Raw genomic sequence first — 24,272 nt, 5'->3', positions numbered from 1 at the left:
GCTTCAGCGCTCGGTAGTTGCGGCGTTGCGCCCCTTGGGGATGGGAACGCGGCTCAGCGTTTGACGCGGTTGCGGACGGCCAGGACCGCCAGGCCGAGAAGGACGGGCTCAGCCACTCGGGAGACCATGTCGGTTTACATGTCAAAGGTGGTCAGGTCCTGGCTAGAGGAGCGGAGGACGGCCGAGTTGACCACCACCCGTAGGGACTTCTCGAACCGTTCAGTGGTGATGCGTTCGACCAGGGGGCCGGTGGGGTTGACCGGGTCGGGTGTGTCGGTGGTGAGGACGATCTTCTGTCCGACGGCGACCTGGCAGCCGATGGTGGTCGGTTTCGGGTCATCGGCGGGCAGACCCCACAGCATCATCACCACGATCGTGGCGACCATGGCCGCCCCCAGCCGGACTGGCGCGCGGGTAGCACGCAGCCCGTACCCCGACAGGGCCCAGTAGAAACTCAGCAGTGCCCGCCCCCCAGGGCCGGCCGGGGGCGTGGCGGCGCATCTCGCACTCGCCGTAGTAGAAGTCGGCGGCATCCGGCTCGTTCTTGCCGTACTCCAGCGATTTGCGCAACTGTCGGTACAGCGCCGCCACCGCCGCCGGTTTCAGCTCGGGAGCGAACCGCGACGGACGACACCATCCCGGGGCGGGATGGAGGGCAGTGCGCACCCGCCAGTAATGCTCCTCGGCCAGGGAGTTGCGTCGGCCTCGGCAACCGCACCGACGGCCCCCGCCGCCGCGGCGGCGGCCCGTACGTACTACGGCAAGGACGCCGTGGACCTGAATCCGAGCGAGTGCGCGTGGCCCCAAACGCCCCTTCGTTCCGGTGCGCCCGCCCGCTGCGCCATTCAATCCAGTGCGGATCGTCGAGGAGGTCCCAGGCGTCTTCGAGTCCGGCCCGCCTGAGGGATTCGACGAGGTCACGGTCGTTATGGGCGAGCCCGGCGATCTCCCCGTTGATCGTGGCTCTCCGCCCACCGGTGCGGGACAGGCCGTGGACGACTATCGGGGCGCCTATCCCTCCAGGGTGAGCCGGGCTGCCGCTCACAGCACCCCGAGCTCAGTGTCTGGCTGGCAGTGTGCGCACGCCCGGATTCCTTCGGCCAGGGCGGCGAGGGACTGCTCGCGGCTGATGGCCCGGTGGCGTTTCCCGATGGCGCAGCAGTGTCCGGCATGTACCTCGATGGCCCAGGCACCGAGACCGATGCTGAGCTCCACCACCCAGTCCGGTGTCGGCGGCCGGCGCTCCGCACCTTGCTGCTGCTCGGCTTCGCGGCGTTCCACGTCGGCGATCCAGCGGTCCGTCCGGGCGGCGAGTGGAAGTGATCCAAGCGAGAGACCCTAGCGAAACGTGGCGTCGGGCCCGTTTAATGCACTGCGATCATGCGAGGAAAGGACCTGTTCTGTGAGTACAGCACCACCGCCTGACGACGGTACTAGGCCGCCGTTACCCCCCGCACGCCCAACGCCTGCGCCCGGTCCGGAACCCCAGCCGGATCCGGGCCCCCCGGCGACGCGGAGGCGACTGGGCGAGATAGCCGCCCTCATCTCGGCAGGCGCCGCTGTCATTGGTCTCCTGCTCGGCTTCTTCGGACTGCCGACCGTGGTCGACTCGCCCTCCGCCAGGCCCGTGACCGTCACTGAGACGGTGACCGCCACCGCCACCGTCACGGCGGCGCCCCCGGACGTGCCGGAGGGCGCCGAGACGCGGTCGCCCCCCGACACCGCGCCGCCATCGGCCAACGAGGTGCTCCTGGCCGACCTCACCCCGCTCGGGATAGCCCCCGACCAGATCTTCTCGATCCAGGACGTGACCATGGGTGGCAAGCCCTATCCCGGCGCGATGGTCATCACCTACCCCTGTACGTCGAGCCTTGAGTACAGCATCAACGAAAAGTACAAGACGCTGACCTTCACTGCAGGCCTGGACGACGACGGTGTCGCGGTGTCCGGCCGGCTGTCGGTCATCGGTGACGGCAAACTCCGTAAGAACGTCAGGGTGGAGATCAACCGCCCCCAAACCGTGACGATCGACGTCTCCGGCGTCGTCAAGCTCGCCATCGTCCCCGACTTCGTCAAGGGACAAACCTGCGACGTGGACGGCGTGGTCGCCGCCGTGGCCGACGGGGTCCTGAAATCCTGAGACGGGCGCCCCGCCCGGAGCTTGAGCGCCGCCCGCTCGATCTGTCCATGCGCCACGGGGAGGCCCGGTGTAGTGTCCGCACCCGGCTCGGGGAGGAGGGAAGTGATCGTGACGTCCTCCCCGTACAGCTCGATGATCCGCGGGTTGATGGTCAACCCGCGGATCCAAACGAAACTGCCCAGTGACGTGAGTCTGAGGTTTGGCGTTAGTTCGGTATGAGTCGTCCGGGCCCGAAGATTCCGCCGTTGTCCCTGACTGATGCCCAACGGGCCGTACTGGAAGGCTGGGTGCGTCGGCGTACAACTGCGCAGGCGCCGGCTCAGCGGTCGCGGATCGTGCTGGAGTGCGCGGACGGCTACTCGATCATGGAGGTGTCCCGTCGTCTGCGGACCGCTCCGGACACGGTCCGCACCTGACGACGGCGCTTCCTGGCGAATGGTCTGGACGGCCTGTGTGACGAGCCCCGGCCGGGTGTCCCGCGGAAGATCACCGACGCCGATGTGGAACGAGTGATCGTCAGGACGCTTGAGGAGACACCGAGGAACGCAACGCACTGGTCGACCCGCTCGATGGCCGCCGCGACGGGCATGTCGCAGTCGACGGTCTCAAGGATCTGGCGGGCGCTCGCCCTGGCCCCGCACCGTTCGCAGGACTTCAAGCTGTCCACGGACCCGTTCTTCATCGACAAGGTCCGCGACGTCGTGGGCCTCTGCCTCGACCCGCCGGAGAAGGCCCTGGTCCTCTGCGTGGACGAGAAGTCGCAGATCCAGGCCCTGGACCGGTCCCAGCCCGTGCTGCCGATGATGCCGGGCGTCCCGGAACGCCGCAGTCACGACTACATCCGGGCCGGCACCACCACTCTCTTCGCCGCCCTCGAGATCGCCACCGGCAAGGTCATCGGCTCCCTCCACCGCTGCCACCGGGCAGCGGAGTTCAAGAAGTTCCTGGCCAAGCTGGACAAGGAGGTCCCGGCCGGTCTCCAGGTGCATCTGATCGCCTGGCTGCACAACCTCAGGGGGCAGTTCTTCACCGACTGCAACCTGCTCGCCGCGGGCCCGGTGATCATGGTCCTGCCCACGCTCGCGATCTTCCTGCTGCTCCGGCGCCACTTCATCGCGGGCCTCACCCTGCGCTCCGGCAAGGGGTAGGGGACTGCGGCAGCCGCCCGGGGCGGATCCGCCGCCTCCGCTGGTGAGGGAAGGGTGAGGGAAGGGGAGAGGCACGGTGGCTCTTCCGGGGGCTTCCCCGGCCCGTCCGGCCGAACGGCACGCGGCTCGGGACCGGACCGGGCCCCGGCCTCAGCGGCCCCGGTCCGGCGACTGCTGCGGGACGACCACCAGGAACGCGTCCTGCTCCAGATCCATCACGACCTCGGCCGCGACGCCCTCGCAGCGACGGGCTGCCGCGAACTCCTCCGCAGGCCAACTGCCCCGCGGCCCTCCTGCGGGAAACCGCTCGAGCACGGTGCGACGCACACTGCACCCCCTGGTCGTCGGTCGGACATGTCCGCTCCAACGACCTTCCCGCCCCACCGTTACGGCCGTGCGCACGGCCGGACGCATACGAACGGGCGCCTGCCATGGGCATCCGGAGCCTCCGTTCGGGAATCAGCCATCGCCACAGCCGGGTTTTCGCGGCAGGGTGTTGCGGGCAAGCCACAGGGGGCTACGGAAGAGGGGGAACCGTGATCGTCTGGGTCAACGGTGCGTTCGGCGTGGGCAAGACGAGCGCCGCGCGTGAACTGATCGATCTGATCCCGAACAGCACTTTCTACGACCCCGAACTGATCGGTGGGGAGCTGCGGCAGTTGCTGCCCCAGAAGAGACTCGCCGAGGTGACGGACTTCCAGGATCTGCCGATCTGGCGGCGACTGGTCGTGGACACCGCGGCGGCCCTGCTCGCCGAGGTGTCCGGTGTGCTGGTGGTGCCGATGACTCTGCTGCGGCAGGAGTACCGCGACGAGATCTTCGGAGGGCTGGCCTCCCGGCGCATCGCGGTCCGCCATGTCCTGCTCTCACCTGAGGAAACGATCCTGCGTAAGCGGATCGCCGACCGTGTGGAGTACCCCGACGACCCGGAGCACAGCGAACGGGTACGGCAGTGGGCCTACCAGCACATCGAGCCCTACCGGGCGGCGCTCGGCTGGCTCGGCCGGGACGCCCACGTCATCGACACCGGCGCGCTCACCCCGTACGGAACGGCCGAGCGCATCGCCGAGGCGGTCAGCAGCGGCGCCGCCACCCCGTGCGAGATCGTGCAGACACCCGAGCCGACCGCGGAGACCGTGGCGGCCGGCGTCCTGCTCTTCGACGAGCACGACCGGGTGCTGCTCGTCGATCCGACCTACAAGCCCGGCTGGGAATTCCCCGGCGGAGTGGTCGAGTCCGGCGAGGCACCGGCCCAGGCCGGGATCCGTGAGGTGGCCGAGGAGATAGGCATCCGTCTCGACCGGGTACCGAAGCTCCTCGTCGTCGACTGGGAGGCCCCCAGCCCGCCCGGCTACGGCGGGCTGCGGCTGATCTTCGACGGCGGTCTGCTGACCGGCGCGGACGCCCAGCGGCTGCTGCTGCCCGGATCCGAACTGCGCGGCTGGCGGTTCGTCACCGAGGCGGAAGCGGCCACCCTGCTGCCTCCGACCCGGTACGAACGGCTGCGCTGGGCACTGCGCGCCCGTGAGCGGTCAGCCGTGCTCAACCTGGAGGCCGGAGTCCCGGTCGGCTGACGCGAGCATCGCGGCGGCGGCGCCGGTGGTGACCGGATCGCCGTGCCCGAAGCAGACCGTGTCCGGTTCCAGCGCCGCCAGCCGCCGGAAGGAGGACAGGGCCTGCTCCCGGTCGATGTTGAACACGCCGAGCATCACCCGGTCGACCGCGGCCACGCAGTCCCCGGTGAACAGCACACCGTGGTGCGGCAGATGAATCCCGATGGAGCCGGGGGTGTGGCCCGGGGAGTGGACCACCCGGGCCCCCCGGCCGAACCCGAGCTCGTCGCCGTCGGCCAGCTCGTGGTCGACCCGGGTCGGCGGGGCCGGGGGCACGGTCCGCGTGTGCTCCCACAGCGGGAGCTCCCAGTCGAGCAGGACGGGATCGGCGATCTCCTCCTCGCCCCGGATCACCGCGGCGTCCAGCCGATGGGCCAGGATCTCGGCGCCGTGGCGGTCGGCGAGCTCCTGCGCGGCGCCGTAGTGGTCGCAGTGCCCGTGGGTGACGACGATCCGGGAGATACGGCCCGGGTCCAGGCCCAGGCTGCGTATCCCGTCCTCGATCGCGGACGCCGCGTCGCTGTCGCCCGCGTCGATCAGCGTCAGATCGGGGCCGTCGTGCCACAGGTACGCCTGGCCGATGGGGAAGCGGAACATGTGCAGCTGGGGGAGTACTTCGACGAGGTCCATGCCACGAACGTATGCGGACGGCCCACCCGAAGTCGTCGGTCTACGCTCTGGGCGAGCTTCGCCGAGCGCGTAGCGGAGGTGAGGCCGCACGGACAGCCTCCGCCGGACCGGTGGCGGACGCGCCGCGCCGGTGACGCTCTCGGACCACTCCTGGCGCGAAGGCCGGCGAGTTCCACGACCGTCGTCCGGCAAACGCCCACTTCCGATGCCGGGGCGGCAACAGGCCGGACGTCGGTACGGGAACACGCGTACGGCCTCCGTCGGCGGTGCCCGGCCGATCCCGCCCCCGTAGTCACGGTCCGGTCCCAGGAAACCGGGCCCGGACCGACCCATGGAGGGTGGTCCGGACCCGGTTCGCCGGAACGCGGCGCGATCGGTGCCGTGTGATCAGGCGCGCTTGGACTCCGCGTAGTTGCGCAGGAACAGGGCCTCGGCGAGGGACAGCCGCTCCAGCTCCTGGGGCGAGACGCTCTCGTTCACCGCGTGGATCTGTGCCTCCGGCTCGCTCAGGCCGATCAGCAGGATCTCCGCCTCCGGGTAGAGGGCGGCGAGGGTGTTGCAGAGCGGGATCGAGCCGCCCATGCCGGACGTCTGCATCTTCTCGCCCGGGTACGCGACCTCCATCGCCTGCGCCATGGACGTGTACGCCGGGCTGGAGGTGTCCGCGCGGAACGGCTGGCCCTGGCCGACCTGTTCCACCGTCACCCTGGCCCCCCACGGCGCGTGGGCCTTGAGGTGGGCGGTCAGCAGCTCGGTCGCCGCGGCGGCGTCCTGGCCCGGCGGGACCCGCAGGCTGACCTGGGCCCGCGCGCTCGCCTGGAGCGACGGCGTCGCGCCGATCACCGGCGGGCAGTCGATGCCGATGACCGTGACGGCGGGCCGGGCCCAGATGCGGTCGGCGACCGTGCCCGTGCCGATCAGCCCGACCCCGTCGAGGACCTTCGCGTCCTTGCGGAAATCGGCCTCCGGGTACTGGAGTCCGTCCCACTCGGTGTCCGTGGCGAGCCCGTCGACGGTCGTGGTGCCGTCCTCGGCGCGCAGCGAGGCCAGCAGCTGGATCATCGCGGCCAGCGCGTCCGGGGCGGCGCCGCCGAACTGCCCGGAGTGCAGGTTCCCTTCGAGGGTGTCGAGCGTGACCCGCAGCATCGTCATGCCGCGCAGCGTCGCGGTGACCGTCGGCAGACCGACCCGGAAGTTGCCGGTGTCGCCGATGACGATGGTGTCGGCGGCCAGCAGTTCGGGGTGCGCCTCCGCGTACCGCTCCAGACCGCCGGTGCCCTGCTCCTCGGAACCCTCGGCGATCACCTTCACCGAGACCGGGACGCCGCCGTCGGCCTTGAGGGCGCGCAGGGCGAGAAGGTGCATGATGAAGCCGCCCTTGCAGTCGGCCGAGCCGCGTCCGTACCAGCGGCCGTCGCGCTCCGTCAGCTCGAACGGAGGGGAGAGCCAGGCGGACTCGTCGAGCGGCGGCTGCACGTCGTAGTGCGCGTAGAGCAGTACGGTCGGGGCGCCTGCCGGACCGGGCAGGAAACCGTAGACCGACCGGGTGCCGTCGGGGGTGTCGAGAAGGGCGACGTCCTGGAAGTCCTCGGCGCGCAGCGCGTCGGCGACCCAGTCGGCGGCCGCCTCGCACTCGCTCTTCGGGAACTGCGCGGGATCCGCCACCGACTGGAAGGCCACCAGCTCGGTCAGCTCCGCCTTGGCGCGGGGCATCAGCGAGGCAATGGTCTCGGAAATCGGACGGGCGGTCATGGGCACGCTCCTCGTGGGTGCGACGTTATGTGTACGAATCCGGCTACATGCGCACCGAGTGTGCGGCGTCGCATGCAGGACGAACGTACGGTCGATCCTCCCACAGCGGGGGCCGGGAGCAACGCGCCGTAGGATGCCGTGAGCAGCATGGGCCACTGGTGGGATCGGGAGCAGAAGCACATCGTGAGCAGCGAGAACGCAGACGCCGTACAGGAGCACGAAGAGTCGTCCGTGTGGGATGTCGTCGTAGTCGGAGGCGGACCGGCCGGAGCCTCCGCGGCATACGCGGCGGCAGTCGCCGGCCGACGGGTGCTGCTCCTCGAGAAGGCGGAGCTTCCCCGGTACAAGACATGTGGCGGCGGCATCATCGGGTTTTCGCGTGATTCGCTGCCGCCCGGGTTCGAACTTCCGCTGCGGGACCGGATCCACGCGGTCACCTTCTCGCTCAACGGCAGGCTGGCGCGGACCCGCCGCTCCAAGCGGATGCTCTTCGGCCTCATCAACCGCCCCGAGTTCGACGCGGGCCTGGTCGAGGAGGCGCAGAAGGCGGGCGCCGAACTGCGCACCGGCGCGACCGTGACGAGGGTCGAGCAGCACGGCGCCTCGGTGCCCGACCGGCGCACGGTCGCCGTGGTGCTGTCCGGCGGCGAGACGGTCCTGGCCCGCGCAGTCGTCGGTGCCGACGGGAGCGCGGGGCGGATAGGAGCTCATGTCGGGGTGAAGCTCGACCAGGTGGACCTCGGCCTGGAGGCGGAGATCCCGGTTCCGGCGACGGTCGCCGAGGACTGGGCGGGGCGGGTGCTCATCGACTGGGGCCCGATGCCCGGCAGTTACGGCTGGGTCTTCCCCAAGGGCGATGTCCTGACCGTCGGTGTGATCTCGGCGCGGGGCGACGGCGCGGGGACCAAGCGGTATCTGGAGGACTTCATCGCCCGGCTCGGCCTCGCCGGTTTCGAGCCGAAGATCTCCTCCGGGCATCTCACGCGCTGCCGCAGCGACGACTCGCCGCTGTCACGCGGGCGGGTGCTGGTGTGCGGCGACGCGGCGGGGCTCCTGGAGCCGTGGACCCGCGAGGGGATCTCCTTCGCGCTGCGGTCGGGGCGGCTCGCCGGCGAGTGGGCGGTCCGGATCGCGGAGTCGCACGACGCGGTGGACGCCCGGCGCCAGGCGCTGAACTACGCGTTCGCCATCAAGGCGGGCCTCGGTGTCGAGATGGGGGTCGGACGGCGCATGCTGAAGCTGTTCGAGCGCCGCCCGGGGGTGCTGCACGCGGTGCTGACCGGATTCCGACCGGCCTGGAACGCCTTCGCCGGAATCACCCGCGGAACGACCTCGCTCGGCGAGCTGGTCCGTACGCACCCGCTGGCGCAGCGGGCCCTGTCCGCGATGGACCGTTAGGGTCTTCCGTTCGGATCGGGCCGGATCGGGGCCCGGCCGCGGTCCGGCCGGCGGATCGGGGCCGGACAGGCCCCGGCCGGGCGGTCGTCGCCCGGCCTCCGGTGCCGGGGAGGCGCCGGCCGCACGGTCAGCCCTCCACGGTGATCCGGAAGACGGGATGGTCCGGGCAGGCCGCCAGCAGTTCGGCGTCCGATGACTTCGCGGTGACGCCCTGGAAGTAGTCCTTGACCTCCCAGCCCCACCGCTCCAGGTAGGTGCGGATGACCAGCACCTTCTGCTCGTCGTCCGCGATCTCCACAGCCGTGAAGCCGCGGGTCCTGCGGCCCACCCGCAGCTCGCCGCCGCCGGCGACGCGCATGTTGCGCACCCACTGGGAGTGGCCGCGGGCGGAGACGAGGTACTGCGCGCCCTCGTGGGTGTGGGGGTTCACGGGAACGCGCTGCATCTGCCCGCTCTTGCGGCCGCGCACCGACATCTCGGCCGAGCCGAAAAGGCTGAGGCCGTGGCGGGCGAGCCAGCCGACGATTCCGTTCATACGGACGTTGAGGGTGCTGCCCTGGAGGTAGTACGGCTGAGACATGGTGACCCCTCGCTGTTTTGAGAGCGGTGCTCTCGCTTGAGATCAGTGTGCACGGGATGGGTGCTCAAAAGCAAGAGCACTGCTCTCGTTGTTGATCGGTGTTCTGTCTTCGTGGCAGACTGAGGACCATGAGCACTGTCCGAGGAGCCAGAGAACGGGCCCGCATCGAGGTCACCGCCGCGATCAAGGACGAGGCGAAGAAGCAGCTCGCGGCCGAGGGCGCCGCCAAGCTGTCGCTGCGCGCCGTCGCACGAGAGCTCGGTATGGCGTCGTCCGCCGTCTACCGCTACTTCCCCAGCCGGGACGAGCTGCTCACCGCACTGATCGTCGACGCGTACGACTCCGTGGGCGAGATCGCGGAGGCCGCGCACCGGACCGCCTGCGCCGATGCCGCCACCCACCTCGCCCGCTGGGTGGCCGTCAGCTGCGCCGTGCGTGACTGGGCACTGGCCCACCCCCACGAGTACGCGCTGATCTACGGTTCGCCCGTGCCCGGCTACACCGCGCCGCAGGCCACGATCGTCCCCGCCTCCCGCGTCGGCTTCGTCCTGATCGCCGTGGTCACGGAGGCCTGCCGCACGGACGGCCTGGCCCTGCCGCCGCTCTCCGACGATCTGCGCGCCGAGGCCGAGCGGATGTCCGCCGACCTCGCACCCGGTCTTCCGCCGGAGGCCGCCGCCCCGCTGATCGCCGCCTGGTCGCAGCTGTTCGGGCTGATCTCCTTCGAGATCTTCGGTCAGTTCCACCGGGTGGTGGAGGCCAGGGAGATCTTTTTCCGGGAGGCCGTCACCGAACTGGCCCGCACGGTCGGCCTGCTCGGCGCGAGGAACGGCGGAAGGGCCACCGCGGCCAAGGGCTGACGGCGCCCTTCACCCGTGGCCCGGCCCCGTACGACGTACTCCCCACGGAGTACGGGTGATCACCACGCCCGGCTGACGCCTTCGCCCGGGCCCGCGGTCTAGCGTGGCCGGCATGGAAGAGCAGCGCTCACACGGAAGCGGCGGCGGTCCCCCCTGGGCGCACGGCGAGCCACCGCGGTGGCTGACCGGGGAGCCGGAAGGCTCCGCCGCCCGGCTGCCCTGGCCGTCGACGATCCTGCTCGGCGCAGTCGTCATGATCGGTTCGACCATCGCGGCCCGGGGGCAGATGGACGAGCGGGCCCCGCTGGACCTCTTCGCGCGGCTGCTGCTCTTCCTGGCCGTCGCCGTGCTCCTGCTGCGCCACCGGCACCCCGTGGTGGCCGCCTTCGGCAGCTCGGTCGCGGCGATGATCTATCTGGTGGCCGGTTATCCGTACGGACCGGTCTTCCTGGCTGTGGCCGTCGGCTGTTTCAGCGCCGTCGTCTCCGGGCACCGGCGGGCCGCGTGGTCGGCCGTCGGCATGGTCTGGCTGGGACACGTCCTGGTGGCGCACTGGCTCTACCGGTGGCTGCCGCCCTCCGATGACCATGCCGCCCGCTGGGGACAGGAACTGGGCATCGCCGCCTGGGTGGTGGCCATCGTCGCCGCCGCCGAGTTCGTGCGCGTACGCCGTGAGCAGTGGGCGGACCGGCGGGCGGAGCGGGAGGCCGCGGAGCGGCGCAGGGCGGATGAGGAGCGGCTGCGGATGGCGCGCGAACTCCATGACGTCCTGGCCCACAGCATCTCCGTCATCAACGTCCAGTCGAGCGTGGGTCTCGCACTCCTGGACTCCGACCCCGAGCAAGCGCGTACGGCGCTCACCACCATCAAGGCCGCCAGCAAGGAGGCGCTGGGCGAGGTCCGTCAGGTCCTCGACACCCTGCGTACCCCCGGAGACGCCCCCAGGGCCCCGGCCCCCGGACTCGACCGGCTCCCCGAACTCGTCGAACAGGCGGCGAGCACCGGACTCACCGTCACCGTCGAGACCGACGGCGAACGGCCGTCGGTGCCACCCGGCGCCGACCTCGCCGCCTTCCGGATCGTCCAGGAGGCGCTGACGAACGTGGTCCGGCACTCCGGATCGCGTACCGCGCGGGTCCGGATCGTCTATGGGCCCGGCCGCATCGGGCTCCGTATCGACGACGACGGACCCGCCACCGACGGCGACGCCGGAGGCAGCGGCAACGGGCTGGCGGGAATGCGGGAGCGGGCCGCCGCGCTCGGTGGCACGATCGAGGCGGGCCCCCGGGCCGACGGCGGCTTCCGGGTGCGGGCCGAGCTTCCGCTGCCGCCCGGTTCGGCCGGCACGCCGGAACAGAAAGAGGAGACACCGTGATCCGCGTACTGCTCGCAGACGACCAGTCGCTGGTCCGGGCGGGCTTCCGCGCCCTGCTGGACGCCCAGCCCGACATCGAGGTGGCGGGAGAGGCAGCCGACGGCGCGGAAGCCGTGCGCATGGTGGGCGAACTGCGGCCCGACATCGTGCTGATGGACATCCGGATGCCGCATCTCGACGGCCTCGCCGCCACCCGTGCCATCACCGAGGACGCCCGGCTGGACGGCGTCAAGGTGGTCATGCTCACCACCTTCGAGCTCGACGAGTACGTCTTCGAGGCGATCCGGTCCGGGGCGTCCGGCTTTCTCGTCAAGGACACCGAACCGGACGAACTGCTGCGCGCGGTACGCGCGGTGGTGGGCGGCGACGCCCTGCTCTCGCCCGGGGTCACCCGCCGGCTGATCGCCGAGTTCGCGGCCCGTTCCAAGGAGCCCGCGGCGGCGACGGGCCTGAGCGAACTCACCGAACGGGAGCGGGAGGTGATGGCGCTCGTCGGCATAGGGCTCTCCAACGAGGAGATCGCCCGGCGGCTGGTCGTCAGCCCGCTCACCGCGAAGACGCATGTCAGCCGCACCATGGTGAAGCTGGGCGCCCGCGACCGGGCCCAACTCGTCGTCCTTGCCTACGAGTCGGGGCTGGTACGCCCGGGCTGGCTGGGCTGACCCGGGCGCGTCGCCCTCCTCGGCCACCGGTCAGTCCCGCACCGGCACCTTCCGCGCGTCAGCCGTCGCCCCCGCCGCGGCCTCGGCCACGCGGTCCGTCCCGGACGACGCGACCAGCACGGTGTGCTGAACGGGCCGGGCGCGTCGCAGACCGGTGAGCGTGATCAGCAGCCCGGCGAACGCGACCGCGGTCACCACGGCCAGGCCGGGCCGGTAGCTGTCCAGGACCGCCTGGCGCGAACCGTCACCGCTGCCGTGGGCCGTGATCACGGCCGTCACGACCGCCAGGAAGATCGCCCCGCCGACCTGGATCGACGTGTTGAGCAGACCCGAGACCATGCCCTGCTCGTCGTCGTCCACCCCGTTGGTCGCCTGGATGTTGAGCGACGGGAAGGTCAGCGCGCAGGCCGCGCCGAGCAGCAGCATGGACGGCAGGATCACCACGGCGTACGAAGGGGTGAGAGTGATCCGCAGGAAGAGCGCGTAGCCGACGACGAGGAAGGTGAAGCCGGCCGCGATGACGCGCGGGGTCCCGAACCGGTCCACCACATCGCCGATCTTCGTCGAGGAGAGGGCGACCAGCACGCCCGCGGGCAGGAAGGCCAGGGCGGTCTCCAGCGCGGACCAGCCCAGCAGCGACTGCATGTACTGGGTGACGAGGAACTGGAAGCCCACATAGCTGCCGAAGAACGCCGCGGCGCCCAGCTGCGCCCTGACCTGGCTCCCGGAGCGCAGCACCCCCAGGCGGATCAGCGGGTTCGCGGTGCGGCGCTCGATGGTGACGAAGACGGTGAGCAGTGCGGCGACGGCGAGGAACGACAGCAGGGTGCGGGCGGAGGTCCAGCCGGCCTCCGGCGCCTGCACGACCGTGAACACCAGCAGCAGCATGGCGGCCGTGCCGGTGACGGCGCCGGGCAGGTCGTAGCCGCGGTGGGTGTTCTCGCGCTCGCTGTGCGGGATCAGCCTGAGGCCCGCGACCAGGGCGATCAGGGCGATCGGGGCGGGCAGCAGCATCGTCCACCGCCAGGACAGCTGGGTGAGCAGGCCCGAGAGGACCAGGCCCATGGAGAAACCGGTGGCCGCGCAGGTGGTGTAGATGGAGAGGGCGCGATTGCGCTGCGGGCCCTCCTTGAACGTGGTGGTGATGATCGAGAGTCCGGCCGGCGCGGTGAAGGCGGCGCTCAGCCCCTTGATGAAGCGGCTGGCGATCAGCAGTGGTCCGGAGTCGACGAATCCACCGAGCAGCGAGGCGAGGGCGAAGACGCCGAGCGCGACGAGGAAGACCTGGCGCCTGCCGAGCAGATCGGCCGCCCGGCCGCCGAGGAGCAACAGCCCGCCGTAGCCCAGGATGTAGCCGCTGACGATCCACTGGAGGGTCGAGGTGGTCAGTCCGAGATCGTCGGCGATGGACGGCAGCGCGACACCGACCATGGAGACGTCGAGGGCGTCCAGGAACATCGCGGCGCAGAGCACGAGAAGAGTGCCCCACAGACGCGGGCTCCAACGCTCGTGGGAATCGGGGACGTTGAGCGGAGTGGTCATGCGGAGCACGGTACATGCACGTGCATTGAATGCAAGTGCATTTAATGCACGTGCAATAATCGAGCTCGTCTCTGCTAACGTGCGGCCATGGCAGCGAACAAGTCCGAGCGGATGCTCGTCGAGGAGTGGCGGGACATCCTCGCGCTGCACGCCAGGACGCTCTGTGAGCTCGACCGTGAGCTGCACCGGCACGGCCTCGGCGCCAGCGACTTCGAGGTGCTCGACGTCCTGGCGGAGGGTGCGCCCGAGGACGGCGGCTCCGCCTATCGTGTGCAGGAGCTGGCTTCCCGGGTCCACCTCAGCCAGAGCGCGCTGTCGCGTCTGGTCGCGCGGCTGGAGAAGGACGACCTCGTGTGCCGGGGGATGTGCAGCGAGGACCGGCGGGGCGTCAGGGTGGAGCTGACGGCGAAGGGGCGGGCGCGCCATGCCGAAGTGAAACCGCTGCAGCGGTCGGTGCTCGCCCGGATGCTGAACGGGCCGGAGGACTGAGACCCGAGCGGGAGCGGGCGGGAAGGCCGGGGCCGGGCGTCGCGGCGGATGCCGGATCGCCCCGGCGCACTGTCAGGACCGGGCGACTCCGGACTTCTCGCGCCGGATCGGAGTGGGCTCCGGGGCGCCCGTCACGGTGACCTCCGTGAGCGGGAGCCGCTTTTGGAGCGTGAGGCGGGGTCGGCTCACGCGTGGGTCGCGTTGCGTGCTCCGTACCCCAGTGCCGCGGCGGCGGTGGCCAGCAGTGCCACCGTGGTGAGGGCCACCGGGAGTGAGGACCAGTCGGCCAGGAAGCCGATCGCGGGCGGCCCGAGGAGCATCCCGCCGTAGCCCAGTGTCGAGGCGGCGGCCACTCCGCCGGGTCCGGCCAGCTCGCCGGCCCGGCCGACCGCGACCGGGAAGATGTTGGCCAGGCCGAGACCGGTGACCGCGAAGCCGAGGAGGGCCGCCCATGTGGTGGGGGCGAGCGAGCCGAGCAGCATCCCGGCGGCGGCCGTGACGCCGCCCACGACGAGGGTGCGGGTCTGGCCGAGCCGTTCGAGCAGCGCCGTGCCGCTGAGCCGGCCCGCCGTCATGGCCAGGGCGAACAGGGAGTAGCCGGCGGCTGCGACGCCCGGGTGGGCGTGCAGGTCCTGTTCGAGGTGGAGGGCGCCCCAGTCGGCCAGCGCGCCTTCGCCGTAGGCGGTGCAGAGCGCGATCACACCGAACAGGACCACCAGTCGGCGGGCCCTTCCGTCCGGCCGCCGCGGTGTTGTGGAGCCTTTGGCCCCGACCGCGGGCCGGGGTGCCGTGTGACGCAGCAGCACCGGTCCCACCGCCGCGGTGACCAGGAGCCCTGTCGCGGTCAGGGCGAAGAGGTGAGTGGCGGGGGAGAGGCTGCCCGCGACCAGGCCGCCGAGTCCGGCGCCGACCATCCCGCCGAGACTGAAGGCCGCGTGGAAGCCGGGCATCACGGGGCGTCTCAGCGCGGCGACCAGATCGACCGCGGCGCTGTTCATCGCCACGTTCATCCCGCCGTACGCGGCGCCGAAGACCAGCAGGACCAGGCCGAGTGCGAGCGCCGAACTCGTCTGCGCCGGCAGGGCGATGGCGAGGGAGAGCAGTACGCCGCAGACCACGGTCACCGGGTGGCTGCCGAAGCGCCGGCACAGCCGGCCGGCGAACATCATGGTCACCACCGCCCCGGCGGAGACCCCGAGCAGGGCGAGGCCCAGGGTGGCGGCCGAGGCGCCTGTCTGGTGCTTGATGGCCGGGATGCGGACCACCCAGCCGGCGAAGAGGAAGCCGTCGAGGGCGAAGAACACGGTCAGGGCGGTACGGAGGCGGGCCGACGGGGGTGCGGCGGTGTCTCCGCCCGGTTCCCCCGGTAGGGCCGTCCGCAGTTTGTTTATTTGCGGCACAAACTCAGCATAGGGGCGCCGCGACAATGGACGCAAGACGGTCGGCAAGGGCACAACCGCGCCACCGGGGCGTCGGGCGTACCTACGGACCATGGGAGACTCGCCCCCATGAACGGCAAGGTGTCCACCACCCGGACAAAGTTGGAGAGGGGCCGCAGCGCGCTCGGACCCGCGCTGGAACTGGTCCACACCGGACGCGCGCCCACCCGCGCCGTCCTCACCTCCGAGCTCGGCGTCACCCGGGCGACGGCCGGTGCGGTCGCCGCGGAGCTGGAGGCGCTCGGCCTGATCCGGGTCGACTCCCGGCCGGGCTCCGCCGCCGGCTCGCAGGGCCGCCCCTCGCACCGGCTGTCGGTCCGGGAGTCCGGACCGGTCGCCATCGCCGCTCAGGTGCACGCCGACGGATTCCGTGCCGCGCTCGTCGGGCTGGGCGGACGGCTCGTGGCCACCGCCCCCGGCTGTGTCACCGTCACGGCCGACCCGGCTCAGGTCATCGGTGAAGTGGTCGAAGACTGCGCCCGGTTGCTGCGGGACAGCGGACTGCGCTGCGTCGGCGCGGGGCTCGCGGTGCCGTCGGCGGTCGCCGAACCGGAGGGCACCGCGCTCAACCCACTGCACATCGCCTGGCCGGCCGGCGCCCCGGTGAGCGAGATCTTCGCCGACTGCGTACGCGAAGCGGGCATCCCCGGACCGGCGTTCACCGGGAACGACGTCAACCTCGCCGCGCTCGCCGAACACCGGCACGGCGCGGGGCGCGGCGCCCAGCACCTGCTCTGCGTGGCCACCGGCCACCGGGGCGTGGGCGGCGCCCTGGTCCTCGACGGCCGCCTGCACACGGGGAGTTCGGGCCTCGCTCTGGAAGTGGGACATCTCACGGTGAACCCCGAGGGGCGCCCCTGCCACTGCGGCGGACGCGGCTGCCTGGACGTCGAGACCGACCCGCTGGCCTTCCTCGTCGCCGCCCGCCGCGAACCCGGCCCCGAGGAGTCGCTGCTCAAGCAGGCCGGTGATCTGCTGCGCACGGAGTACGAGGACGTGGCGGTGCGCGGCGCGGCCGAGGAGCTGATCGACCGGCTCGGCCTCGGGCTCGCCGGGCTGGTCAACATCCTCAACCCCGACCGCATCATCCTCGGTGGACTGCACCGCGCCCTGCTCGACGCGGACCCCGAGCGCCTGCGTGCGGTGGTCGCCGACCGCAGCCTGTGGGGGCGCAGCGGCAGTGTGCCGATCCTGCCGTGCACGCTCGACCACAACAGCCTTGTGGGCGCTGCCGAGTTGGCCTGGCAGCCGGTGCTGGACGACCCGCTGGCCGCGCTGGCCTGACGGCGGTTCGACGACACGGCCCCGGGGTCCTCGGTCCCCGGGGCCGTGCCACTGCCGCCCCTCGCCCCCGGTCGCCGCCGGGAGCAGCCGCAGGAGCGCCGCGTACTCCCGAGGGGGTAGGCGCACGGCCGCTGGCTGTACGACGACTCGGACCCCCTCCCCGGGCGAGGCTCGGAAGCGTCAGGAACACCTGACCACGGACCCCGAACCGAGGGAGCTGACCGAGATGAACACCCTGGCGTACAGCGGTGGACCCGGGCCCTGGATCCTCCTCATCCCGCTCTTCTGGGCGACCGTCGTCATCGGCGGCGTCACCCTGCTGCGCCGTACCGCCCGGCGCGGCCGACCAGGCCCCTGCCAGGCCCGTACCACCCCGGAGGCACCCGCCGAGCCGTCACCGATCACCCTGCTCGGGCGGCGCTTCGCGGCCGGGGAGATCGACGAGGAGGACTACTGGCGCAGACTCTCCGTCCTGGACGAACAGTTCGGCCGCGGCAGCAAGGGAGGCCTCGCATGACCACCACCGTCCCGGCCTCCGGACCCGCCTCCATCTCCGTACCCGCCTCCGCCGCCCGGGTCGTCGACGCCGTGAAGCTCTACGGCACGGGCGACACCCGGGTCAGAGCCCTGGACGGGGTGAGCGTCGACTTCCCCGCCGGACGGTTCACCGCCATCATGGGGCCCTCCGGATCCGGGAAATCCACCCTGATGCACTGCGCCGCCGGACTCGACACGCTCACCTCGGGCTCCGCCTTCATCGGCGACACCGACATCAGCGCGCTCGACGACCGCGGGCTCACCCTGCTGCGCCGACAGCGGATCGGGTTCGTCTTCCAGTCCTTCAACCTCCTGCCCACGCTCACCGTCGCCGAGAACATCACCCTTCCTCTCGACCTCGCGGGGGAGCGGCCCGATCAGGAGTGGCTCGACGCCCTCGTGGACACCGTCGGGCTCCGCGACCGGCTGCGCCACCGGCCCGGCGAACTCTCCGGCGGGCAGCAGCAGCGGGTGGCGGTGGCCCGGGCCTTCGCGGGCAGCCCCGATGTCGTCTTCGCCGACGAACCGACCGGCAATCTCGACTCCCGCTCCGGGCAGGAAGTGCTCCGGCTGCTCGGCCGCACCGTCCGGCAGACCGCCCGCACCGTCGTCATGGTCACCCACGACCCGGTCGCCGCCGCCCACGCGGACGAGGTCGTCTTCCTCGCCGACGGCCGGCTCGTCGACCGCATGCCCGACCCCACGGCGGAGCGCGTGCTCGACCGCTTCAAGTCCTTCGCCCCCCACCCCTCGCGCAGGCGGTGACGGCATGAACGGTACCCGGGCCTCAGTACGCCTGAGCATCGCCTCGCTCCGCACCCACAGACGCCGCTTCGCAGGTACGTTCGTCGCCGTCCTGCTCGGCGTCGCGTTCCTCACCGGGACGCTCGTCATGGGCGACACACTGCGCGCGAGCTTCGACACCCTGTTCGCCGACGCCAACGCCGGGACCGACGCCGTCGTGCGCGGCTCCGACGTCGTCACCGTCGCCGGCGAGACCCAGGGCACCCGGCAGCCGGTCGGCACCGCACTCCTGAAGCGGATCGAGCGGACGCCCGGCGTCGCCGCGGCGGCCCCCGACATCCAGGGCGCCGGCCAGCTCATCGGCGCCGACGGCCGACCCATCGGCGGCCAGGGCCCGCCCACCCTCGCCGGCAACTGGATCGACGACCCCGAACTCAACCCGTACCGGCTGGCCGCCGGCCGCGCTCCGGCCGCCCCCGGTGAGGTCGTCGTCAACCGCGGCACCGCCGAACGGGGCGGGCTCAGGATCGGCGACACGACCGTGCTGCGCACCCCGGACCCCGTGCACGTCCGAATCGTCGGACTGGCCACCTTCGGCGGCCAGGACGGCATGGGGCAGGTCACCTACACGGCCATGACACGGGCCGACGCCGAGAAGTACCTCACGCCGAAGCCCGGCCAGGCATCGGCCATCCAGGTCCGCGCAGGCCCCGGCACCAGCCAGCGGGAACTCGTCGACGCGCTGCGGCCGGTGCTGCCCAAGGGCGTCGAGGCCATCACCGGACAGGCCGCCGCCGCCGAGAACCGGGACATGATCTCCGGTGCCTTCCTCGGCCTGTTCACCACGCTGCTGCTGGTCTTCTCGGGCATCGTGCTGCTCGTCGCCACCTTCTCCATCCACAACACCTTCGCGATCGTCGTCGCCCAGCGGACCCGCGAGAACGCCCTGCTGCGCGCCCTCGGCGCCGCACGCCGCCAGATCCTCGCCGCGACACTGGTGGAGGCCGGCGTGGTCGCCGTCATCGCCTCCGCCGCGGGACTGGCCGGAGGCATCGGCATCGCCGCCGGACTCCAGGCGCTCTTCCCCGCCGTCGGATTCCCTTTCCCGGAAGGCTCGTTGGTGATCGGCGTCGTCTCGCTGCTGCTGCCGCTCGCCGTGGGGGTCCTGGTCTGTCTCGGCTCCGCGGTTCTGCCCGCCGTCCGGGCCGGACGCACCGCTCCGCTCGCCGCACTGCGCGAGAGTGCCGTCGACGACTCCGGGACGTCCCGGACACGCGCCCTCGGCGGGCTCGTGCTGCTGGTGGCCTCCCTCGGCGTCATCCTGACCGGCACGCTGGCCGCCCCGTCCGTCTGGCTGTCGGCCATCGGCGCGGTGCTGGCACTCGCCGCGTTCGTGGTCCTCGGCCCCGTCGCCGCCACGTACGCGGTACGGGTCCTCGGCGCCCCGCTCCACCGGCTGCGCGGCGTCACCGGGAGACTGGCCGGGCGCAACGCCCTGCGCAGCCCCCGGCGGACGGCGTCCACCGCGACCGCGCTGATGATCGGCGTCGCCGTGGTCTCCCTCTTCACCGTCTTCGGAGCGTCGCTGAAAGCGACCATGAACCGCACCGTCGACCGCTCCTTCGCGGGCGACGTCGCCATCAGTGCGCCCTCCTTCGGCGCGGGCGGCAGCGGCCTCAGCCCCCGGCTCGCTCCGGCCGTCGGCCGACTGCCGCAGGTCGCGGCCGCCGTAGGCCTCGGCAAGGGGGTCGCGAAGGTCGACGGTGCGGGACGGGCCCTGACCGTCACCGACCCGGCCGCACTCGGCAGGGTCCTCGACCTCGGCCGGGTCGACGGCTCACTGACGGGGCTGGGCAGGGACGGGCTCGCCGTCTCCCGCACCGAGGCCGCCGGGCGCGGTCTGCGCCCCGGCTCCACCGCCCGGCTCGCCTTCGCCGACGGGACGCGGCGCGAGTTCACCGTCCGCGCCGTCTACGACCGGTCCGAGCTGGCGGGCGACTACGTCATCACCCGACAGGCCTGGGCCCCGCACCGCGCACAGGACTCCGACTCACTGATCGCCGTCTCCTTCCGGCCCGGCGTGTCCACCGCCGACGGCAGGGCGGCGGTCGTGAGGACCGCGGCGGCGTACGGCGATCCCGAGGTACAGACCCGCGACGAGTACGCGCGGTCCTCGGCCGGCGGCATCGACATGATGCTCACCCTGGTGTACGCCCTGCTGGCGCTCGCCGTGCTGATCGCCCTGCTGGGCATCGCCAACACGCTCTCCCTCGCCCTCCACGAACGGACCAGGGAGATGGGCCTGTTGCGAGCGGTGGGACAGACCAGGAGCCAGTTGCGCTCGATGGTCCGCTGGGAATCCGTCCTGGTGGCCGCGTTCGGCACGGCGGGCGGCCTGCTGCTCGGCGGCTTCCTCGGCTGGGTGCTGGTCGAGGCCACCGCGGGTGACACCGCCGTCGCCTTCGACCTGCCGCCGCTGCGGCTCCTGGTGGTCGCCCTCGTGGGGATCGCCGCCGGAGCGCTGGCGGGCCGGCGCCCGGCCCGGCGGGCGGCGCGGCTGAACGTGCTCCGCGCCATCGCCGCCGAGTAGCGCGCGTCAGCCGACGACCGCCGACCGCGCGACGGAAGGCGTGGCGCTCCCGAGACAGGTGAGGGCGTCCAGCTCGAACGGCCCGTCCGTGGTGGCCCCGTACACCGGGTGCGGCGGGAGCGGGGTGCACCAGGGCGGCGCCGGAAGGGTGAACCAGACAACCTTTCCGGCCCCGCCCCTCGGGCGGACCCCCCAGCTCTCGCTGACCGCGGCGATCAGCGCGAGCCCGCGCCCCGAGGTACTGGACGCGCTGGGCTCGCGCACGGTCGGCATCCGTGGGTCGTGGTCATGGACCGACACCGTCAGCCGTTCGAGCAGCAGCTCTATCTCGACGGTGCATGACTTGTCCGGCTGGGCATGCCGGTGGACATTGGTCAGCAGTTCTGTGACGCCGAGCGCCGCCTGGTCGATCAGAGGATCGAGATGCCAGTAGCGCAATTGCGCCGAGATGATTCTGCGGACCTGTCCGATCCGCGACGGCAGGGCCTGGAGCTCCACCGTGCAGTGCCTGCTTGGCTCGCTGATCACGGCTGCGACTCCCCGAAATAGGTCCGGAAGAAGACGAAGGAACGAATCCAGCAGCCGGCCGACTGCTGATTCGGCCCCGGCGGTGTGAATCACAGTGTTACCGCCGGTGAACCATGAGTGACGAGTCCAATGTCACCCAGGGGGCACGGCTCCGCAACTCGCGCTCTCCCGGTGCCGCCGAACGCGTCAGGTCATCCGGCCACCCGCGCTGCGCAGGGTCTCCAGGAACCGGTGGGCCGGTCCGGCCCGGTCCGGACCCCGGTTGCGCTGCCCCATCGTCAGCCGGTACCGCGTCCCGTTGAGGCGGGCCACGGTCGCACCGGCCCCGGCGAACCACGGCCTGCCCGCGCTCACCGTCACCACCGGAGCGCTGTCGATCTCCCGTCCGTTGCTGGTCAGCAGGGCCAGTCTGCCGTCCTTGACGATCACCTGCCCGGCCCTCGTGAGCGAGCGGGCCCACCGCTCGATCCGTACCCCCGTCGCACTGAACTCCGTTTCCGGCATGGCTGCTTCGCCCCCTTCGTGACACTTCTGATGGGAAGTCTGCACAAACCGGGAGCGCCGCGCCAGGCCGCGTACCGACCGGATCCCCGGACTCCGGTCCCGCCGACGCCAAGGCAGGGCTATGGAGCACCAAAGTGAACGTTTGTGCAGGTGGGGGGAATAGGTTGTGGGTGGAGAGCGACGGTGACACGAGAAGGAGCGCGCTGATGGGCACCGAGATGCACAAAGACGCCGGCCGGGCCGCGGCGACGATCGACATCGACCGTTCCGACGCCGGGTACCGGGCCTGGCTGAAGGAGGCGGTGCGCAAGGTCCAGGCCGACGCCAACCGTTCCGCCGACACCCATCTGCTGCGCTTCCCGCTGCCCGAGGCCTGGGGAATCGACCTCTACCTCAAGGACGAGTCGACGCACCCCACCGGCAGTCTCAAGCACCGGCTGGCCCGTTCGCTCTTCCTCTACGGGCTCTGCAACGGCTGGATCCGGCCGGGCAAGCCGGTGATCGAGGCGTCCAGCGGTTCTACGGCCGTCTCGGAGGCGTACTTCGCCAAGCTGATCGGTGTGCCGTTCATCGCCGTGATGCCCCGTACCACCAGTCCCGAGAAGTGCCGGCTGATCGAATTCCACGGCGGCCGATGTCATTTCGTCGACGACTCCCGGAAGATGTACGAGGAGTCCGCCAGGCTCGCCGCGGAGAGCGGCGGACACTACATGGACCAGTTCACCTACGCCGAGCGGGCCACCGACTGGCGCGGCAACAACAACATCGCCGAGTCGATCTACCAGCAGTTGCGGCTGGAACGCTATCCGGAACCGACGTGGATCGTCGCCACGGCCGGAACCGGTGGCACCTCGGCGACGATCGCCCGCTATGTGCACTACATGCAGTTCGATACCCGGATCTGCGTGCCCGACCCGGAGAACTCCTGCTTCTTCGACGGCTATGCCAACCACAATCCCCTGGCCACCAGCGACTGCGGCTCCCGGATCGAGGGCATCGGCAGGCCCCGGATGGAGCCGAGCTTCGTGCCCGGTGCCATCGACCGGATGATGAAGGTGCCGGACGCGGCCAGTGTCGCGGCCGTACGCGCACTGGAGAAGGCCATCGGCCGCAAGGCCGGCGGCTCCACCGGCACCGGGCTGTGGAGCGCGTTCAAGCTGGTCGCCGAGATGGTCGAGCAGGGCAGTACGGGCAGCGTCGTCACCCTGATCTGCGACCCGGGGGACCGCTATCTGGACAAGTACTACTCCGACAGCTGGCTCGCCGGGCAGGGCCTGGACATCGCCCCGCACGCGGCGACCATCGACTCCTTCCTTGCCGACGGCAACTGGCCCTGAGTACCGGGACCGAACCGGGTGCGTTCGGCGCGGCGGCGCTCAGGCCGCGGACCCGGTCAGCCGCCGGTCCAGCTTGCGCACCGCGACCCGGAAGGACCGGCCCACCCCCGGCCGGGCCAGCCGCAGGGCGAACCGGAAGGGCGCGGAGCCGTCGGCGGCGAACGTCCACCGCACCCGCGTACCGGTCCCGGCCGGCGTGAGCCGCCACTCCTCCAACAGGGCCCGCATTCCAGGGGCGTTGGTCCGGTCGGCCCGGTAGGCGTACCGATGGCCGGGCTCCGTCGCCATGATCGTTTCTTGGATCACGAAGCCGCCCTTGAGCCGGACCTCACGGCCCGCACCGTCCTCGGTGGGCCGGGCGGCCGTCACTGCCGTGAACCAGCCCGGCCAGCCCGGTACGTCGTCGGCGAGCGCGCGGTAGACCTCCTCGGGAGCGGCGGACACCTCGGCGGCGAAGACCAGTCGCAGCGGAGCGTCTTCCGTGAACTCGAGTTCCACGGAGCGGAGTCGGCGTGACATGGAACGCACCTCCCGTGCGGTCGGCGGCGGACGGGGCCGCCGCACACCATAGCTGACACTCCATCAGATGTCGCCGTCCGTACGGAGGCCGCGGATGCGCCCCGTGCCGCGTCACCCGCTACGGACGGTGCCGTGCCGGGCGGTCCAGCATGCTGTCGAGCACCCGGCCGAAGATCCGGCGGCCCGCCCCGGCGATCAGCGGGTCGCCCCATCGCGGCAGCAGGCGTACGCCCAACTCCTCGACCCACACAACATGGGATCCGGAATCCGTCGGGTACACATCGATCGACGCCCGGCCCAGCACCAGCGAACCGCGCTTCTCCAGCCGGCACAGCCCCGCGCGCCCGCCGGCCGGCGGCGTCCACCGCACCACTTCCATCGGATCGTCGAACGCCAGCGGCCCCACGCCGGTGCGCGCCACGAAGACGGTCCCGACCCCGGTCGGCAGCCCGGCGGGGACGGTGATCGTGGTCAGGGGCACATGCGCGGCGTGCCGTTCCCAGTCCGTCACCCGGCGCCAGGACTCGGCGGCGGGGAGAGAGGTGAAACGCTCGATCCGGAAGACGGCCACCCCACGATCCTAAGGGCTCGCCGCAAGGTC

The 24,272-nt window shown here is 71.6% G+C and carries 24 protein-coding genes and 2 pseudogenes; 14 read left to right on the top strand and 12 right to left on the bottom strand.

Going from position 1 to position 24,272, the window contains the following annotated elements; translation table 11 throughout:
* Positions 1 to 134: 134 nt before the first annotated feature.
* Entirely contained in the window at positions 135 to 386 is a 252-nt protein-coding gene (locus ACWCPY_RS14055; protein ID WP_451264602.1) for a hypothetical protein, read from the bottom strand.
* 655 nt (positions 387 to 1,041) lie between these two features.
* The gene (locus tag ACWCPY_RS14050; RefSeq protein WP_451264600.1) at positions 1,042 to 1,281 is read right to left on the bottom strand and encodes a DUF6233 domain-containing protein; all 240 of its coding nucleotides are present in this window, start codon (positions 1,279 to 1,281) and stop codon (positions 1,042 to 1,044) included.
* A gap of 346 nt (positions 1,282 to 1,627) precedes the next feature.
* On the opposite strand from ACWCPY_RS14050, the gene ACWCPY_RS14045 reads away from it, so the two are divergent.
* From ACWCPY_RS14045 to ACWCPY_RS14035, 3 genes and pseudogenes are all read left to right on the top strand, one after another.
* Positions 1,628 to 2,140, top strand: coding sequence for an NPCBM/NEW2 domain-containing protein (locus ACWCPY_RS14045; RefSeq protein ID WP_451264598.1), 513 nt, complete (start codon positions 1,628 to 1,630; stop codon positions 2,138 to 2,140).
* A gap of 215 nt (positions 2,141 to 2,355) precedes the next feature.
* A pseudogene (locus ACWCPY_RS14040) lies at positions 2,356 to 3,135 on the top strand (IS630 family transposase); the annotation flags it as partial.
* A 6-nt stretch (positions 3,136 to 3,141) separates the two neighbouring features.
* Positions 3,142 to 3,288, top strand: a pseudogene (locus tag ACWCPY_RS14035) (carbohydrate ABC transporter permease); the annotation flags it as partial.
* 150 nt (positions 3,289 to 3,438) lie between these two features.
* On the opposite strand, the gene ACWCPY_RS14030 reads toward ACWCPY_RS14035, so the two are convergent.
* Positions 3,439 to 3,615 carry a hypothetical protein gene (locus tag ACWCPY_RS14030; protein ID WP_362453754.1) on the bottom strand — a complete coding sequence of 59 codons (177 nt, stop codon included), beginning with the start codon at positions 3,613 to 3,615 and terminating at the stop codon, positions 3,439 to 3,441.
* Between the two features lie 209 nt (positions 3,616 to 3,824).
* On the opposite strand from ACWCPY_RS14030, the gene ACWCPY_RS14025 reads away from it, so the two are divergent.
* Positions 3,825 to 4,862 (top strand): NUDIX domain-containing protein, encoded by a 1,038-nt coding sequence (locus tag ACWCPY_RS14025; protein ID WP_451264596.1) that lies wholly within the window; start codon positions 3,825 to 3,827, stop codon positions 4,860 to 4,862.
* Here the strand turns inward: ACWCPY_RS14025 and ACWCPY_RS14020 are convergent.
* The gene (locus tag ACWCPY_RS14020; RefSeq protein ID WP_451264594.1) at positions 4,821 to 5,531 is read right to left on the bottom strand and encodes an MBL fold metallo-hydrolase; all 711 of its coding nucleotides are present in this window, start codon (positions 5,529 to 5,531) and stop codon (positions 4,821 to 4,823) included. The two genes, ACWCPY_RS14025 and ACWCPY_RS14020, sit on opposite strands and share 42 nt — an antisense overlap.
* Before the next feature lie 387 nt (positions 5,532 to 5,918).
* The gene (locus ACWCPY_RS14015; protein WP_451264592.1) at positions 5,919 to 7,283 is read right to left on the bottom strand and encodes a M20/M25/M40 family metallo-hydrolase; all 1,365 of its coding nucleotides are present in this window, start codon (positions 7,281 to 7,283) and stop codon (positions 5,919 to 5,921) included.
* 183 nt (positions 7,284 to 7,466) lie between these two features.
* On the opposite strand from ACWCPY_RS14015, the gene ACWCPY_RS14010 reads away from it, so the two are divergent.
* The gene (locus ACWCPY_RS14010) at positions 7,467 to 8,681 is read left to right on the top strand and encodes a geranylgeranyl reductase family protein (protein ID WP_323180267.1); all 1,215 of its coding nucleotides are present in this window, start codon (positions 7,467 to 7,469) and stop codon (positions 8,679 to 8,681) included.
* A gap of 127 nt (positions 8,682 to 8,808) precedes the next feature.
* Here the strand turns inward: ACWCPY_RS14010 and ACWCPY_RS14005 are convergent, their stop codons facing one another.
* Positions 8,809 to 9,261, bottom strand: a complete 453-nt coding sequence (locus ACWCPY_RS14005; protein WP_451264589.1) for a nitroreductase/quinone reductase family protein — start codon at positions 9,259 to 9,261, stop codon at positions 8,809 to 8,811.
* A gap of 128 nt (positions 9,262 to 9,389) precedes the next feature.
* On the opposite strand from ACWCPY_RS14005, the gene ACWCPY_RS14000 reads away from it, so the two are divergent.
* The 3 genes from ACWCPY_RS14000 to ACWCPY_RS13990 all read left to right on the top strand — a co-directional run bounded on the left by ACWCPY_RS14000 (position 9,390) and on the right by ACWCPY_RS13990 (position 12,158).
* Positions 9,390 to 10,121 (top strand): TetR/AcrR family transcriptional regulator, encoded by a 732-nt coding sequence (locus tag ACWCPY_RS14000; RefSeq protein ID WP_451264587.1) that lies wholly within the window; start codon positions 9,390 to 9,392, stop codon positions 10,119 to 10,121.
* A gap of 112 nt (positions 10,122 to 10,233) precedes the next feature.
* Positions 10,234 to 11,496, top strand: coding sequence for a sensor histidine kinase (locus ACWCPY_RS13995; protein WP_451264585.1), 1,263 nt, complete (start codon positions 10,234 to 10,236; stop codon positions 11,494 to 11,496).
* On the top strand, positions 11,493 to 12,158 hold the full coding sequence (locus ACWCPY_RS13990; RefSeq protein WP_451264583.1) for a response regulator: 666 nt from the start codon (positions 11,493 to 11,495) through the stop codon (positions 12,156 to 12,158). The genes ACWCPY_RS13995 and ACWCPY_RS13990 overlap by 4 nt, the downstream gene beginning before the upstream one ends.
* Positions 12,159 to 12,188: 30 nt before the next feature.
* Here ACWCPY_RS13990 and ACWCPY_RS13985 read toward each other — a convergent pair whose 3' ends face one another.
* On the bottom strand, positions 12,189 to 13,700 hold the full coding sequence (locus ACWCPY_RS13985) for an MFS transporter (protein WP_451264581.1): 1,512 nt from the start codon (positions 13,698 to 13,700) through the stop codon (positions 12,189 to 12,191).
* An 87-nt stretch (positions 13,701 to 13,787) separates the two neighbouring features.
* Between ACWCPY_RS13985 and ACWCPY_RS13980 the strand changes: the two genes are divergently transcribed.
* Positions 13,788 to 14,189, top strand: a complete 402-nt coding sequence (locus ACWCPY_RS13980) for a MarR family winged helix-turn-helix transcriptional regulator (protein ID WP_451264579.1) — start codon at positions 13,788 to 13,790, stop codon at positions 14,187 to 14,189.
* 185 nt (positions 14,190 to 14,374) lie between these two features.
* On the opposite strand, the gene ACWCPY_RS13975 is transcribed toward ACWCPY_RS13980, so the two are convergent.
* Positions 14,375 to 15,589 carry an MFS transporter gene (locus tag ACWCPY_RS13975; protein ID WP_451264577.1) on the bottom strand — a complete coding sequence of 405 codons (1,215 nt, stop codon included), beginning with the start codon at positions 15,587 to 15,589 and terminating at the stop codon, positions 14,375 to 14,377.
* A gap of 108 nt (positions 15,590 to 15,697) precedes the next feature.
* Between ACWCPY_RS13975 and ACWCPY_RS13970 the strand changes: the two genes are divergently transcribed.
* The 4 genes from ACWCPY_RS13970 (at position 15,698) to ACWCPY_RS13955 (ending at position 20,783) form a co-directional block, all read left to right on the top strand.
* A complete protein-coding gene (locus tag ACWCPY_RS13970) occupies positions 15,698 to 16,912 on the top strand; it encodes an ROK family protein (RefSeq protein ID WP_451264575.1) in 1,215 nt (404 codons plus the stop codon).
* 226 nt (positions 16,913 to 17,138) lie between these two features.
* On the top strand, positions 17,139 to 17,429 hold the full coding sequence (locus tag ACWCPY_RS13965) for an SHOCT domain-containing protein (RefSeq protein ID WP_451264573.1): 291 nt from the start codon (positions 17,139 to 17,141) through the stop codon (positions 17,427 to 17,429).
* Positions 17,426 to 18,214 carry an ABC transporter ATP-binding protein gene (locus tag ACWCPY_RS13960; RefSeq protein WP_451264571.1) on the top strand — a complete coding sequence of 263 codons (789 nt, stop codon included), beginning with the start codon at positions 17,426 to 17,428 and terminating at the stop codon, positions 18,212 to 18,214. The genes ACWCPY_RS13965 and ACWCPY_RS13960 overlap by 4 nt, the downstream gene beginning before the upstream one ends.
* A 4-nt stretch (positions 18,215 to 18,218) precedes the next feature.
* Positions 18,219 to 20,783, top strand: coding sequence for an ABC transporter permease (locus ACWCPY_RS13955; RefSeq protein WP_451264569.1), 2,565 nt, complete (start codon positions 18,219 to 18,221; stop codon positions 20,781 to 20,783).
* A gap of 6 nt (positions 20,784 to 20,789) precedes the next feature.
* Here ACWCPY_RS13955 and ACWCPY_RS13950 read toward each other — a convergent pair whose 3' ends face one another.
* Positions 20,790 to 21,311 carry an ATP-binding protein gene (locus ACWCPY_RS13950; RefSeq protein WP_451264567.1) on the bottom strand — a complete coding sequence of 174 codons (522 nt, stop codon included), beginning with the start codon at positions 21,309 to 21,311 and terminating at the stop codon, positions 20,790 to 20,792.
* 186 nt (positions 21,312 to 21,497) lie between these two features.
* A complete protein-coding gene (locus ACWCPY_RS13945) occupies positions 21,498 to 21,815 on the bottom strand; it encodes a hypothetical protein (RefSeq protein ID WP_451264565.1) in 318 nt (105 codons plus the stop codon).
* A gap of 206 nt (positions 21,816 to 22,021) precedes the next feature.
* Here ACWCPY_RS13945 and ACWCPY_RS13940 point away from each other — a divergent pair, with 206 nt between their 5' ends.
* Positions 22,022 to 23,152: a PLP-dependent cysteine synthase family protein gene (locus ACWCPY_RS13940; protein ID WP_451264563.1), complete on the top strand. Its 1,131-nt coding sequence runs from the start codon at positions 22,022 to 22,024 to the stop codon at positions 23,150 to 23,152.
* A 39-nt stretch (positions 23,153 to 23,191) separates the two neighbouring features.
* Here the strand turns inward: ACWCPY_RS13940 and ACWCPY_RS13935 are convergent, their stop codons facing one another.
* A complete protein-coding gene (locus ACWCPY_RS13935; protein WP_451264561.1) occupies positions 23,192 to 23,671 on the bottom strand; it encodes an SRPBCC family protein in 480 nt (159 codons plus the stop codon).
* Between the two features lie 118 nt (positions 23,672 to 23,789).
* Complete coding sequence (locus tag ACWCPY_RS13930; protein ID WP_451264559.1) at positions 23,790 to 24,242, bottom strand: SRPBCC family protein; 453 nt, start codon at positions 24,240 to 24,242, stop codon at positions 23,790 to 23,792.
* Positions 24,243 to 24,272 lie beyond the last annotated feature (30 nt).

It is taken from the genome of Streptomyces sp. NPDC002403, assembly GCF_053593015.1.
This window is presented reverse-complemented; position numbering and strand designations above follow the sequence as displayed.

Excerpts from the sequence above, each read along its gene's own strand:
- ACWCPY_RS14055 (WP_451264602.1), bottom strand. The coding sequence starts at position 386 with ATGGTCGCCACGATCGTGGTGATGATGCTGTGGGGTCTGCCCGCCGAT.
- ACWCPY_RS14020 (WP_451264594.1), bottom strand. The coding sequence starts at position 5,531 with ATGGACCTCGTCGAAGTACTCCCCCAGCTGCACATGTTCCGCTTCCCC.
- ACWCPY_RS14015 (WP_451264592.1), bottom strand. The coding sequence starts at position 7,283 with ATGACCGCCCGTCCGATTTCCGAGACCATTGCCTCGCTGATGCCCCGC.
- ACWCPY_RS14005 (WP_451264589.1), bottom strand. The coding sequence starts at position 9,261 with ATGTCTCAGCCGTACTACCTCCAGGGCAGCACCCTCAACGTCCGTATG.
- ACWCPY_RS14000 (WP_451264587.1), top strand. The coding sequence starts at position 9,390 with ATGAGCACTGTCCGAGGAGCCAGAGAACGGGCCCGCATCGAGGTCACC.
- ACWCPY_RS13995 (WP_451264585.1), top strand. The coding sequence starts at position 10,234 with ATGGAAGAGCAGCGCTCACACGGAAGCGGCGGCGGTCCCCCCTGGGCG.
- ACWCPY_RS13985 (WP_451264581.1), bottom strand. The coding sequence starts at position 13,700 with ATGACCACTCCGCTCAACGTCCCCGATTCCCACGAGCGTTGGAGCCCG.
- ACWCPY_RS13980 (WP_451264579.1), top strand. The coding sequence starts at position 13,788 with ATGGCAGCGAACAAGTCCGAGCGGATGCTCGTCGAGGAGTGGCGGGAC.
- ACWCPY_RS13970 (WP_451264575.1), top strand. The coding sequence starts at position 15,698 with ATGAACGGCAAGGTGTCCACCACCCGGACAAAGTTGGAGAGGGGCCGC.
- ACWCPY_RS13965 (WP_451264573.1), top strand. The coding sequence starts at position 17,139 with ATGAACACCCTGGCGTACAGCGGTGGACCCGGGCCCTGGATCCTCCTC.
- ACWCPY_RS13960 (WP_451264571.1), top strand. The coding sequence starts at position 17,426 with ATGACCACCACCGTCCCGGCCTCCGGACCCGCCTCCATCTCCGTACCC.
- ACWCPY_RS13955 (WP_451264569.1), top strand. The coding sequence starts at position 18,219 with ATGAACGGTACCCGGGCCTCAGTACGCCTGAGCATCGCCTCGCTCCGC.
- ACWCPY_RS13945 (WP_451264565.1), bottom strand. The coding sequence starts at position 21,815 with ATGCCGGAAACGGAGTTCAGTGCGACGGGGGTACGGATCGAGCGGTGG.
- ACWCPY_RS13940 (WP_451264563.1), top strand. The coding sequence starts at position 22,022 with ATGGGCACCGAGATGCACAAAGACGCCGGCCGGGCCGCGGCGACGATC.
- ACWCPY_RS13935 (WP_451264561.1), bottom strand. The coding sequence starts at position 23,671 with ATGTCACGCCGACTCCGCTCCGTGGAACTCGAGTTCACGGAAGACGCT.